11 protein-coding genes are annotated in these 14,079 nt (G+C 39.7%); 3 read left to right on the top strand and 8 right to left on the bottom strand.

Annotated elements, in window-relative coordinates; all coding sequences use genetic code 11:
* Positions 1-18 precede the first annotated feature (18 nt).
* The 5 genes from H5092_RS02785 to H5092_RS02765 form a co-directional block, all read right to left on the bottom strand.
* On the bottom strand, positions 19-2,151 hold the full coding sequence (locus tag H5092_RS02785; RefSeq protein WP_182732871.1) for a peptidase domain-containing ABC transporter: 2,133 nt from the start codon (positions 2,149-2,151) through the stop codon (positions 19-21).
* A gap of 481 nt (positions 2,152-2,632) precedes the next feature.
* Positions 2,633-2,863: a hypothetical protein gene (locus H5092_RS02780; RefSeq protein ID WP_220492455.1), complete on the bottom strand. Its 231-nt coding sequence runs from the start codon at positions 2,861-2,863 to the stop codon at positions 2,633-2,635.
* 9 nt (positions 2,864-2,872) lie between these two features.
* Positions 2,873-3,097 (bottom strand): Blp family class II bacteriocin, encoded by a 225-nt coding sequence (locus tag H5092_RS02775; protein WP_404936172.1) that lies wholly within the window; start codon positions 3,095-3,097, stop codon positions 2,873-2,875.
* 185 nt (positions 3,098-3,282) lie between these two features.
* A complete protein-coding gene (locus H5092_RS02770) occupies positions 3,283-4,524 on the bottom strand; it encodes an HlyD family efflux transporter periplasmic adaptor subunit (RefSeq protein WP_182732869.1) in 1,242 nt (413 codons plus the stop codon).
* 157 nt (positions 4,525-4,681) lie between these two features.
* The gene (locus H5092_RS02765; RefSeq protein WP_182732868.1) at positions 4,682-5,698 is read right to left on the bottom strand and encodes a metalloprotease; all 1,017 of its coding nucleotides are present in this window, start codon (positions 5,696-5,698) and stop codon (positions 4,682-4,684) included.
* A 166-nt stretch (positions 5,699-5,864) separates the two neighbouring features.
* Here H5092_RS02765 and H5092_RS02760 point away from each other — a divergent pair, with 166 nt between their 5' ends.
* Positions 5,865-7,076, top strand: coding sequence for an EAL domain-containing protein (locus tag H5092_RS02760; protein ID WP_182732867.1), 1,212 nt, complete (start codon positions 5,865-5,867; stop codon positions 7,074-7,076).
* A gap of 32 nt (positions 7,077-7,108) precedes the next feature.
* Here H5092_RS02760 and H5092_RS02755 read toward each other — a convergent pair whose 3' ends face one another.
* A complete protein-coding gene (locus H5092_RS02755) occupies positions 7,109-8,185 on the bottom strand; it encodes a hemolysin family protein (protein ID WP_002957910.1) in 1,077 nt (358 codons plus the stop codon).
* Between the two features lie 84 nt (positions 8,186-8,269).
* Between H5092_RS02755 and H5092_RS02750 the strand changes: the two genes are divergently transcribed.
* Positions 8,270-10,765, top strand: coding sequence for a S9 family peptidase (locus tag H5092_RS02750; RefSeq protein WP_182732866.1), 2,496 nt, complete (start codon positions 8,270-8,272; stop codon positions 10,763-10,765).
* A gap of 216 nt (positions 10,766-10,981) precedes the next feature.
* On the top strand, positions 10,982-11,686 hold the full coding sequence (locus H5092_RS02745; RefSeq protein WP_002957913.1) for a response regulator transcription factor: 705 nt from the start codon (positions 10,982-10,984) through the stop codon (positions 11,684-11,686).
* Here the strand turns inward: H5092_RS02745 and H5092_RS02740 are convergent.
* Entirely contained in the window at positions 11,683-13,194 is a 1,512-nt protein-coding gene (locus H5092_RS02740; RefSeq protein WP_182732865.1) for a YifB family Mg chelatase-like AAA ATPase, read from the bottom strand. The two genes, H5092_RS02745 and H5092_RS02740, sit on opposite strands and share 4 nt — an antisense overlap.
* A 34-nt stretch (positions 13,195-13,228) precedes the next feature.
* Positions 13,229-13,843, bottom strand: a complete 615-nt coding sequence (locus H5092_RS02735) for a trimeric intracellular cation channel family protein (protein WP_007587018.1) — start codon at positions 13,841-13,843, stop codon at positions 13,229-13,231.
* Between the last annotated feature and the right edge of the window lie 236 nt (positions 13,844-14,079).

Here is a 14,079-nt window from a genome sequence, read left to right as displayed (position 1 = left end):
ACACACGCCTTGATTGTTTTATGCACTCTCACTTTGCTGGTCTAAGTCCACTAATTCACCTGCATTTAAATGATAGACTTTGCCAGCCATATTAATAGTTTCTTGGCGATGAGCAATCATAATCCGTGTGATTGGTAAGTGCTGAATTTGCTCACTTATTTTCGCCTCGTTATCCTTATCTAAATGGCTGGTTGCTTCGTCCATAAATAACACGCAGGGCGATTGATACAATGCGCGTGCAAGGAGTAAACGCTGTACTTGACCGCCAGATAAGTTTGATCCCATATCACCTACTAATGAGTTATAACCCATAGTCATTTTGGTAATATCATCATGAATAGCCGCATGACGAGCACACGTCTCTATTTTCAAGTAATTGGGCTGTGGGTCAAAAAAGCTGATGTTATCGGCGATTGAGCCAGCTAATAGCGTGTCATCTTGCATTACCGCAGCTATTTGTTTACGGTAGTTTTTAAGGCCTAGTTGGGTAATATCTTTACCATCAAGCAGCACTTTACCTGAGGTAGGTTGTAGTAATCCGAGCATAATTTTCATTAGCGTAGTTTTACCTGCACCAGAAGGCCCTGTAATCGCAATCGAGTCACCCGTATTCAGCGTTAAATTAACATTATTTAAAATGGGCGCTTGCTCTTCACTGTAACTAAAGCAAATATTCTCAAGGGTAAGCTGGCCTTTAACTTTACCTTCGTCATCACCTGTATATGCCATTTCACCGTCACGATTAGCTTCTTGTTTCGTGAGTGCTATATCTGCAATACGGTCTAAGTGTAAGCGCATCATTTTGAATTGAATAATTTGCTCAATTAAGTTGGCAAAGCGGCTGGTTAACTGGTTTTTATAAGCAATAAACGCCAGTACCATACCAACAGACAAGCTATTGCTCATAACTAGCAATGCAGCAAAGTAAATCACCAATACATTTTCAAGGCCAAATAACAGTTTATTAAATGAATCAAAGCTAATGTTTAAACGCCCTAAACGAATTTCACTGTTTATTACCTCTGCATAACGGTTTTGCCAAATACCTTGGCGCTGCGATTCATTACCAAACAATTTTATAGTTTGCATACCCCGAATATTTTCTAAAAAGTTCGATTGCTCTTTGGCAGATGATTGAATCATTTCTTCAGTAGCTTGGTGCAGCGGCCTATAAAGCGCTAAACGTACTAAGGTGTAAAGCAAAATTGCACCTACAACTATTGCAGTGAGCTTTAGCGAATAAATTAGCATCATAATCAATACGGTAATAGCCATCACGCCATCGACCAGTGTTTCTACAAACCCCGTGGTAATACGCTCACGTATTTGCGCTAATGAGCCAAAGCGCGAGACAATATCGCCGACATGGCGCGACTCAAAATAATTCATCGGTAGCCGCAATAAGTGCCGGAGTAAGTTCACACCCATTTGCATATTCAAAAGGCTGGAAAGACGTAAAATTAGCCAACTTCGTACCGCATTAGTCACCACCGAAATAATAGCAATCAGCGCAAAACCCATAGCAAGCACCGTTAATAACGATTCATCAAAACTAATGAGTACTTCATCCACCACCCACTGCATATAATAAGGGGTCATCAAGGCAAATAGCTGCAATACAAGTGATAATGCTATCAGTTTTAGTAACCCTGCTTTTAAGCCCTTCATGGTGCTCCAAAGTTGGGTAAACTTCATCTGCGCTTTTTCTTGTTTAGCTTCAAACTTACTCGTTGGCGTGAGCTCTAAACAAATACCGGTAAAGTGCTTGCTAAATTCTTCACTATTTAAACTGCGTTTACCCACAGCAGGGTCATTAATTGCAAACTTACCTGAAGATCCTTTACCAGAGACTTTGGTCAATACCACAAAGTGATTCATATCCCAATGTAAAATACACGGCGTTTGCAGTTTATGAACTTCATCAAGCGGGCATTGTAATGCACGACTGGCGAGCCCCAAGTTATCACCCAGCTCAATCAGCTGCTGTAAGTTCATGCCCTTTAGATTAGCCGAAAAACGCTTGCGCATGGCAGGCATATCCAACTTATGGCCGTGATAGCACGCCACCATGGCCATAGAGGCAAGACCGCATTCGGCTATTTCAGATTGAAGGATGAGAGGAGTAGATCTCACGGGGCTAAATTGAAGCATATTACCTACTGTTTTTAATGTAACGGCCTAAAAATACTTTCGAAAAGATTATTGAAAATAATATACATCCTGTAATGAGAAATAGATGTCTAATTACACCGCTATATAAGTAAAAAGTTATTATCATAGATAACCCAAGAGTAGCGCTCAGCATGAGTATCCTTAATGATGTATAATTTTGTGATGTTAAAATATTTTTATCTTGAAAAAGAAAGGCCATGAACTTCACTATAGGTAAGCCCCGGTAAGAGTCCTTTAGTTCTTTTCCAACTTGAAACTTATACATTTTAGAGCTTACTAGCAAAATAATCATAAAAACTAATAAAGCAATAAAATAACTAGCACTTTGTAAAGCTACAAATAAAAAACTAAAACTAATTAGCAATGACGCATAACAATAAATTTTTTTCATGATTAATCCATAAATTATTATTGAATTGGACTGCTTTGCAGTCCAATGTTACCACATTATTCTAACCAATTACGGCTGCTGCATGTAGTCAACTACTGCATCAGCAGCACCAATTATCGTACCAACTCCCATACCAATCAAACCTCCGATTAGAGCTCCAGGGGGACCACCTACTGCACCGCCAACGACAGCGCCAACTCCGGCACCAGTAGCGGCACCACTAGCGCCCCCCTCTCCAGCTGCTTGACTAATGCTACCGCCGATAACAGCATTTAATTCGTCCAATTTTAACTCTCTCATTGTAGCTCCTTAATTTGTAAACCAGCTATAGATAGCACCAACAGCAGCGCCTCCAACAACAATACCAATTGTCACAGGTGCTGTAACAACAGCCCCAACAGCTACCGCAACGCCAACAGCAGTAGCACCAACACCAGCACCAGTTAGCCCGCCAGCAGCGGCATCCCAACCATCTCCACCATGAATTTGTTGAAGCTCACTAGTCTTTAGCTCTCTCATTTTGATATACTCCATAAGTCCGACGCTTTTTAGTTAAGTCGTCGGGTTGTTAATATGCTCCCCTTCAATAAGGTGAGCGGTTAATAGGCTAGCTTTAGCTGCTCGCTAAAGTTAACTAAAGCTGGCCGCCTTTTCGATTATTTGCATTTAGCAAACCACCAAAACTTTCAAATTTTTCTTTATTTCATAAAACGCTACACTTAACTTACGCGCCCTTTTAGGCTGTACAGTGGCTCGAGTAACCACTCGATTAATGTGCGCTGCTCCAACATAATATCTGCCTCAAACAACATACCACTTTTCAGCTCAAACGCCTTACCATAGGCCTGCATTTGTTGTTGGCTGAGTGTCGCTCGCAAACGGTACACTGGCTCTTGCAGGGTGATAGGCAGGCGTATTTCATTTGGAGTAATGAGCGCCTTGTCGATACGGCTAATTTTACTGTTAATAAAACCAAAGCGTTGGTAAGGGAAAGCATCAAAACGCAGGCGCGTATCGTTACCTAGCTGTATAAAACCTGCTGAGCGTGTTGGTAGCAGCAACTCTGCTACTAGCTCAGAACCTTCGGGAATAATATGCAGTAGCGGTTTGGCTTGGGTGAGCGTTTCACCCTCAACCACTTGAATCCCAGTAACCGTACCGCTATTACTTGCGGTGATGGTGTATTGATAGTTACTTTTAATTTGTGTGAGCTGGTTTTGAATATCTGCTTGCTGCCGTTTAAGGCTATTTATACGCAGCGTATATTGCTGGGGTACGTTGGCAATGTTAAAGCTTAGTTGGCTTAACTGGTTTTCTTGCTGCATCAGCAAACGCGCTAGGTTTTGTTTTTCTTGCTTAGCATCTAACAGTGCTTGCTGTTGTTGCTCACGCTCTATGTTTGATAAAAAGCCATTTTTATTAAGCTGGTTAAGGTTACTTTGTTGGCGGTTAAGTAGCGCTAGTTTTTCATCAGTCAGTTTAAGTTGGCTTTGTAATGCAGCTTGCTCATTAGTTAGTGCACGTTTTTGTGCCTGCAAGTTAAGTGACTCTTGCTTTTGTAGGGTGTGGTTTTGTGTAATTTCGTCATTAAGCAGTTGTATTTGCATACTTAGCTGCTCAACAAGTTGAGTACTTAATGCAATACCTTGACTATTATTTTGCTGCACAATGATGGTCGCCAACGGCTGACCTTTAGTAACGGCATCGCCCTCTTGTACCAACAACCGCTCAATCATGCCACCTTGATTAGCAAAGCTTTGGATCACCCCTTTATTGGGCATTAAAAAGCCACGCACAGTTTCTTTACGAGAGTATTCCGCGGTAAACAAGAAGGTAATAACTGCGATAGCCACACAAGCCAAAATAAGCACAGTTAATTTTATTGATAAAGGTTGGGCGAGGGTAATCGCCCCCGTTAAACGCTCACTTTGCTGAGCGATAGCTTCCTTTCTAAATAACATACCTGAACAATCCCTGAACAACTTTATATCCGTAAGCTACATCTTCAGTTACAAAAAAACAACAATAAAAATACAAAAACTTTTAAAAACAACAACAACCGAGCAAAAAAACAGCAGATTGAGCATTTTTCAAACTTACCATGCTGTTTTTTTATTGTTAGCTAGATAAAATCGTCATCGGCAAACTCAGTATTGGATTGTCAGAATCTGCAAAATGCATCATCACTGCCACATGGCCTGCAACTACCAGTGCATACATAACCGCTGAAAAACCTTGTCCGTATTTATCTAGTGGTATTAAATGGGAGTAATGTCGGCCTCGCCATTCAAATACAATTTCCAGCGCACCTACAAACAAAAAGAATACCAGTAACATTAAACCAAATGTATAACTAAGCCATAAGCCAAATAACACACCGAGTAAACACACACTTAAACCAATCCATGAACGCATTGAAAAGCTAATACTTTTTAATACATGCCCGCCATCAAGCGGTAAAATAGGTAACAAGTTAAATAAATTTAATAACGCACTAAGAACCGCCACACCTGCAAATATTTCCATCTCGGTGGCGTAATATAAAACGACACCCAGTACCGAGGTAATTAAACCAAATGCAGGCCCCATCAGTGATATAACGACATCTTGCCAACGGGTTGTTATTTTATCGTCACTTACAGCAAGCCCTCCAACAAACGGGATTAAGTAAATACCTTTGGTTTTTATGCCAAAGTATTTCATTGCTCGCACATGGCCGTACTCGTGTACGACTAAGCAACCAATTAGCATTAGTGCAAATTCAATACTAAATAACCACGCATAGCCTGCAACAGAAGCCCCTGCAAGCACTACTTTAATTACCTTAGCGCTTTTAAAAAGCTTAAAACCTAACGCAGCTAGCCCTAAAAAGCCTTTTTTAGGTGACCCTTTTGTAGGTGCTGGCAACGCAAGTTGTGTTGCAAATTGATCATCTACAAAGAGCGAAATGCTTTGCTCTTCGACTGCCCCCGTATCGATACCTATTTTTTTGGTATCGTAAGTAAACTGATAGTAGTTTTCACGAGGGTTATCAAAGGTAATGGCTTGTTGCGCATGAAATACCTGCACAATTCTTTGCCCAGACACCATAAGCGAAAATGGTTGCTCGGCTAAAGTAAGATCTATTCTTATCATAATTAAGACCGTTTAAAATAATGGCGCTAGTATACCTAATCAGCTCAAAAACACGAGGGAAGGTGCTAGGTAACTATTTTCAAAATAAAAGCATTTGATACTGACAAAATAAAAAAACACTACTACTTTTATAGTAACTCCAAGCGATACATTGAAAGGGATAACAGTGAAGAAGATAGTGCCTAATATTTTAGTTGTTGACGATTCAAAAGCAATTTTGATCGTTATGGAAGCTATACTTAACGAATTGGGTATGTCTAACACTATAACTACGTACCTGAATGCAAAAGAAGCGCTTGAAAAAGTTAAAGAAGATATCAACTACTTTGATGCTATTTTTACTGATCTCAATATGCCCGAAATGGACGGCATGGAATTAATCCGCCACTTAGGAGAGCTACATTATCAAGGCGGTATAATAATTGTTTCTGAAATGGACCATAAAGTTATTAGCTTAGCTGCCAATCTCGCGAAACAACATAACGCGCACCTCATTGGTAATATTTCAAAGCCAGTGCAACTGTCTCAGGTTAGTAGGTTACTTACTAAAGTGGCGCAATTAAACAGCCACACTTTATTAAAAGAGCCAGCCATTTCAAAAGATGAGCTTATTGATGCATTAAAAAACGATGAAATAACGCCTTTTTACCAACCAAAAATAAACGCGGATAACAATAAAATTGAAAGCGTTGAAGTGTTAGCGCGTATTTTATCAAGTAAAGACGACAATATTATTTTACCTTGCCGTTTTATAAATACTGCCGAACAACACAACTTAATTAATCAAATTACATTTTCTCTTTTTGAAAAGGCCACCAGCGAATTCAAAAATATGAAAGCACAACTAGGTCATGATTTTAAAATGGCCTTTAACTTATCGCCAACCCAGCTCGATGACCTAAACTGCCCTAATAAATTACTACTTATTTTAGAACTAAACCAACTCACACCTAGTAATATAATTATAGAAATAACAGAACAACATGCACTCTCAAGCCTCATGCAATTAGAAACAGTAAACAGATTAAGAATGCATGGCTTTGGTATATCGCTAGACGATTTTGGTGTTGGTTTTACTAATATGAATCAGCTTCGAAATCTTCCTTTTACTGAAATTAAAATAGACCGTTCACTTATTAGCCATATAGAAACAGATTTATTTTCTCAAGTGGTCGTAAGTTCGTTATTTAATATTACGAGTAAAGATAATTTAGACTTAGTAGCAGAAGGTGTTGAACGACCAGAAGAGCTCGTTTATTTAAGGCATTATAGAAGAAAACTAGCCATACAAGGTTTTTTATTTAGCCGCCCTAAACCACAAGACGAATTTATATCTTGGGCTAAAGATTGGCTAAAAACTGATGGCAGCCCCGCTTAAAGCGGTATTAATATTTAATCGGGGCTGGTTAACTAATTATCACCCCGAGTGTGTTTATCTTCTTCACTGACTATATGCGCACTGCTTGCTAAACGTTTGTGCCAACGCTGCCTTGCTACTGCGCGCATATTAGTAGATTGGTCACGCTCATCTACAATCTCTAACCCCATTAAAGCTTCAATCATATCCTCTAACGTTACAATACCCTGCACGTCACCGTACTCATCAACAACTAAGCATATATGAGTGCGCTTTGTTAAAAGTGTTTGCAGTAACGACGATACGTTCTGAGAAGTTGGTACGGTATAAATAGGCTTAATCAATTTGCTAATTTTGTAATCGGTGCCTAAGCGGTGAAATGCCAGCATAATATCGTTTTTATGCACAAACCCAACGATATCATCGGCATCTTTATCAAATACCAACACTCTAGAAAACGATGACGACCCATGTTCATTTAAATACTGATTAACTGTTAAATCTTTATGGATTTTGAAAATAACAGTTCGCGGCGTCATTAAATCACATAATTTTGCATGCTTAAAATGCAACAAATTACGGATAATATCAGATTCATCTTGATGTAATGCTCCCGACTCCGTGCCTATATCTGCCATTGCCTCTATCTCTTGACGAATATAATAAGCCTCATCGTGCTTTGGACCCATTAAATTTGTTAGCTTTTGAGCAAACCATACAAAAGGCTTTAGCGATATAACTAAAAAACGCAAAGCGTAGGTAACGCTTGGCGTTAAAGCTCGCCAGTAATTAGCCCCCAAGGTTTTAGGTATAATTTCAGAAAGAATTAATACGAGAAATGTCATAATGGCTGATGCAATACCTACAGCCGCATCGGAAAAAACGACAGCCGCTTGTGCGCCAACTCCCGCTGCACCTGCTGTATGGGCAACTGTATTTAAAGTTAAAATAGCAGCTAAAGGCTGATCTATATTGTTTTTAAGCTTTTCGAGCTGTTTAGCAAGCTCAGGGTGTTTTTTTCTAAGTGATGCAACATAGCTGGGCGAAATACTTAATAACACAGCCTCCATCACAGAACATAAAAACGAAATAACAATCGCCACTACCATATAAACTATCAGTAAAGTCACTTTCTCTCCTCTATATTGGATATGTGAGCATGGTAACAATACATGCTATATTTGGCCAAACTTCCAATAATAATAGGCATAATAATGAAATTTAGCGCACCATGGTGTCATCAAAATAAGCTATTTAAGTACGCAGCAGCTCTTTTAACACTTAGCAGCTTAAGCTTTGCTGCAATAGCTGCACCATTGGATAAATCAAAAATTCAGTTTATCGGCCCACTTGCCGAAGATATGCAGTTAAAGCCTTTTCAGACACCTCATGGCAGTGCGATTATTAACAACCTATTGCCGCAACTACAAGCAGACACCGATAGTTTTTCTATATTTGGGAAAAAACAAAACTGGCAACCGTTTAATAAAATCAATGCGCTCACTTTAGGTGGGTTACAGGCACTAAAATTTAATATTGAAACAACCCGCTTTACGCAAGGTACGCTTACCTTAAAAGGGATTGAGCAAGGGCAGTTATTTATTAATGGCGAACTACAAACAGGCGATAAAAATAGCTATAAGTTAGCTTTAAATAACAGTACTCACACTGTTTTAATAGTAGCCCAGCAAGTAGCTAATTGGCACGATGTAACGCTTGATTTTGCACCTAAAAGCGAGGTTGATAAAATTACGCTCAGCACTTCACACATAAAACGTTTATCTGCAAAACAACTGTTTGATGCTCCTACAATTAGCCAATTATCACTCGCACCTAATGCCAAGCAGTACGTTACTACCACTCGCACTTATAGTGATAAAACACAAAATCAAGCAAATACAGTTACTGTACTTGAAGATTCAGACAATCAAACGCTTTATCGCTTTGAAGCAGGCCAACCAAGTAACATTATTTGGAGTCCAGATAACCAATATTTAGTGTATTTGTTAAATGGTGAGCTTAAACAACTTAACCGTAAAAACCTCTCAATAAAAACATTAGCAAACGATTTAGAAGGAGCTAATAGCTTTACCTTTTATAACAACACCAGCCTTTTGTTTAGCTGGTCTAAATCACCTGAGAGCACTAACAGCTTAACCAAGCACTATAAAGGTCTACAAGATCGCTGGTCGTATGCACGTACCACCAGCCAAATTTATATGCTTGATACTAAAAGTGGTTTAACAAAAGCACTTAGCCAAGGTCCTCTTTCTTACAGCCTTGAAGATTCAAATAGTAACCGTGGCAAAGTATTAATGAGCCGCCCAGTAATGGCAATGCAGGCATCAACACACCCTGAAACAGAGTTAGTCGAACTCGATTTAAAATCAAATAAGCTTTCATCGCTTGGTAAATTTAAAACGTTTAATTTAGCTAAATATGCAAATAAAGACATTTATGTAGTTGCAGGCCCTGACTTTAAAAATGGCGCAGGCAGAGCTCTACCAAAAGCAATGCTTGCTAATAACTACGACGGGCAAATTTATCTACTTACTGAAGGCGGTAAAAACGTAAAAGCACTCAGTAAACAGTTCGACCCCGCTATTGGCCAACTGCACGTTTTAGAAAACGGCGATGCGCTTATTAAAGTAACAGAGCAAGACACTCAACCACTTTACCTATTTGATTTAAGTAAACAGCGCTTTAAAAAGTTAAATACAGGATTGGATATTGTTGAACAATTTAGTTACTCACACGACCGTAATACCGAAATTTTATTAAGTGGCACTAACGCTTTAGCGCCACAACAACTAAAGCGCCTGAACGTAAGTAAAAATAAAACAGATTTAATATGGGATTCAAAACCAAGTAGCTATGCAAATACACGACTCCCTACATTAGAAGAGTTTAATTTTAAAAATAAACATGGGGTTGAAATAACGGGCCGTGTTTACATTCCAAGCAATTTAGATAAAACTAAAAAGCACCCAGCGCTCGTGTATTACTACGGCGGTACTTCACCAGTTACGCGTGGTTTTACAGGCCGGTACCCGTTTAACTTATGGGCAGAAAATGGCTATGTTGTTTATGTAGTGCAACCTACTGGCGCAACAGGGTTTGGACAAAAGTTTTCAGCGCAGCATGTTAATGCCTGGGGCGACTACACCGCAGACGATATTATCGAAGGCACACAAGCCTTTTTAAATAAATACAACTATGTTGATAGTAAAAAAGTAGGTAACTTAGGGGCATCGTACGGTGGCTTCATGACCATGTTATTGGCAACTAAAACCGATATATTTAGTGCTTCAATAGCTCATGCGGGGATTTCTAATATTACCTCGTATTGGGGTGAAGGTTGGTGGGGCTACTTATATTCTGGCGAAGCATCAAAAAATAGCTTCCCGTGGAATAACCCTGAGCTTTACAGCCAACATAGTCCTGTATTTCATGCCGACAAAGTAACAACACCTATGCTACTTCTTCATGGTGATAGCGATACCAATGTACCTGTTGGCGAAAGCTTAACAATGTACACTGCGCTTAAACTGCTTAATAAAGACGTAGAGTTAATCGAATACAAAGGCGCCGACCATCAAATTTTTGCACGCGATAAACGATTTGATTGGTGGAACACCATGCTCGCATACTTTGATAAAAAGCTAAAAAACGAGCCTCAATGGTGGGACTCGATGTATAAAAATGACTGAGCCTGAACCTTTAAAATAACAACTTAATACAGATTTATTAGTAGTAGAATTAATTATTTAGCACCTTTTAATTAGTTTAAAGGTGCTAACCTCATCCTCTAATAACGTCTTATACATCTTTGAAATATTAAGTTACTTAAAACTAATAAACCCCCTTCTCAGCATTTACCTAATGGTGCTACCATACAGAGCTATAAGCATTCAAAATAAAGTACTATGGCTATTAATGTTTTATTGGTTGAAGACGATGAACTACTCGTTAAACGCATCCAAAATCACTTTGCAGATACCGAATTTACAATAGAGGTAGACCCCACTGGCGCTGATGCACTTAACATTGTAAGGCAGCGGGTAAACCTGCGCGGTGCTATATCATTAGCCATAATTGACATTGTCTTACCAAAGCGCGACGGGCTTCAGCTCGCAAAAGAATTAAACACACTGACCGATATTGGCGTTATTGTATTATCGAGTCGTGACTCCCAAGCCGATCGTATTGCAGGTCTTGCACAAGGTGCTGATGACTATATTTGTAAGCCCGTCGATTTACTTGAGTTAGAACTTCGCATGCGCGCGCTCTATAAGCGTGTTGCCGTTAACCTAGAAGACGACGAAAGCGAAGAGTTTATAGAATATGCTGACTTTAAGCTTCATCCTGATAACCGCACATTAATTACTGCTGCGGGCGTTGAGTCACGCTTAACTGAAGCCGAACATAAAGTGCTTATTTGCTTAATTAGTAATGCAGGTAAAGCCACATCCCGTGAAAAAATATCTGAAGAAATAGGCCAGCCCGATTGGAGTCCAAACGATCGTACTGTTGATGTGCTTATTGGTCGTTTACGTAAAAAATTAAATGACGAAAAAGATCAAAAACGCATCGTTACCGTACGCGGTAAAGGCTATATGCTTTCTATTTAATACTTAGTTAATTGCGCAATAAGGCGCTCAAATGCGCGGTAATTAAGTGCTTCTTTAAGCTCATTTAAACTAATGTTTTCAGCGCCTTTTAAATCACTAATTGTACGCGCCACCTTAATTACTCTATGGTAAGAGCGTGGCGATAAAGACAACTTCTCGCTTGCTCTAGCTAAAAATTGCAACTCTGCAGGCGCAAGTTCACAGTGCACACTCATTTCTTTATTATTAAGCCTCGCATTAACCTTACCTTGACGTTTTAGTTGTAGATAATAAGCCGTTTCAACTCTTGCTCTAACCTCAGCACTACTTTCCTCCGGCTGAGTACTTTGTAGTTCAACACTCGTTAAACGAGGTAGTTCTATTTGCAAATCAATACGGTCAATAAAAGGCCCTGATACTCGCGATAAATAACGCATAACTTGATCGGGAGTTGCCCGCTTATCTGTATGACTTCCTGTTGGGCTTGGATTTAATGCTGTAATAAGCTGAAACTGCGCCGGAAACTCCATTTGCCTAGCTGCACGTGAAATAGTAACTGTACCGGTTTCCATTGGTTCACGCAGTGAATCAAGTACCTTACGCTCGAATTCCGGTAACTCATCTAAGAAGAGCACACCATTATGTGCCAGAGAAATTTCACCAGGTTTGGGATTCGAAGAGCCCCCCACCAAGGCAACAGCTGAACAAGTATGATGTGGATTACGAAATGGCCGCTGTCGCCAATTAGTTAAATCTATGGATTGCCCAATAATAGAGTAAAGCGCAGCTGTCGAAATAGCTTCATCGTCCGACATAGTAGGCATTATAGTTGCCATTCGCTGGGCCAGCATCGATTTACCAGTACCTGGAGGACCTAAAAATAATAAATTATGCCCGCCAGCTGCAGCAATTTCGAGTACTCGCTTTGCACCGGGCTGACCTTTCACATCGCTTAAATCAAGTAAAAAGTCAGGGGCTTGTGTGCAGTCGGGATACTCTATATTTAATGGTAAGGGTTGTTGATTAAGTAAATCCCCCCACACTTCTTGAATAGAGCTTACGGCTTTGCGTTTAACGCCATTAACTAGGCTTGCTAGGCTGTCGTTTGCAAGAGGTAAAAAGCAGCAACGATCTTGCTCTTTTGCAGCAAGTACCGAAGGTAAAATAGCGTTTACACCACGCACCTCACCATTAAGAGCAAGCTCACCATAAAACTCATACTTGTGAATATCAGGACACACTATTTGCCCAGAGGCGACTAAAATACCCACCGCAATAGCAAGATCAAACCGTCCGCCATCTTTTGGCAAATCGGCAGGGGCTAAATTTACAGTTATTCGTTGATCGGGAAAACCAAATTGTGAGTTTTCGAGTGCGCTACGTACTCTATCTTTTGATTCTTTAACGGACGCTTCAGGCAGGCCTACTATATGAAAAGCGGGTAAACCATTTCCTAGGTGAACTTCTACAATAACTTCAGGGGCATTTATACCCACTTGAGCACGAGAAAATATACGAGCTAACGACATTCCTTATCCTAGTAAATGGTGTGATTACACCAGTTTAGTCAGGATATTTAAAAACGTGTAATGTGATTTGCCATTTTATAGCAGCTAAACGAAGTAATAAGGTCATTAACATACCTAATACCATCGCCATTTCGGTTACTAACGAAAAACTAATGCCAAGCGTATAAACAGTACCACCCGCTATACAGGTAATAGCGTAAAGCTCACCTTTTAATAGCATAGGGATCTCGCGTGCAAGCACATCTCGAATTAATCCACCAAAGCAGCCTGTAATTACAGCCATAATTACCGCAGTCATATCGGGCATACCAACAAGCTGTGCTTTTTGCGCCCCCATTACTGCAAAAAAAGCTAACCCAAACGCGTCCGCTGTTTGTAAAATATAATGAGGTATCGGCTTTTGTTTATTTATAAGGCGTGTTGTAACAAATACTGAAGCGAGTATGGCAAAAAAGTAACTTTGATCGTGTAACCAAAACACTGGAACATCTAAAATTAGATCTCGCACTGTACCACCACCAATAGCAGTTACTGTCGCTAAAACTACGACCCCAAAGCCATCCATTTTTTTCTCATACGCTAGCAAAGTGCCCGATACAGCAAACACCGCAATGCCTATTAAATCAAACCAGTGGTAAAGTTCAGTCATATTTGTAACAACCTAAAAATATTTGTGCCGTTTTAACACAAACCAAACAAGGTTTTAAGTAATAACGATTTATTTTAAGAAGTTTATAACATTTTAAAGTGTATCTCAGGGGGGCGGGAGCTTGCGCTTATGAGAAGTGAATGCCTCATGCAGTGAAGATGATCTTTATCCTATAAGCTAAATCACCACACTCATCAAATTTTAGACATAAAAAAACACGCTTTAAGCGTGTCGTT

This window comes from Pseudoalteromonas sp. SR41-7, assembly GCF_014163935.1.
Lineage (GTDB): Bacteria > Pseudomonadota > Gammaproteobacteria > Enterobacterales > Alteromonadaceae > Pseudoalteromonas > Pseudoalteromonas distincta.
This window is presented reverse-complemented; position numbering and strand designations above follow the sequence as displayed.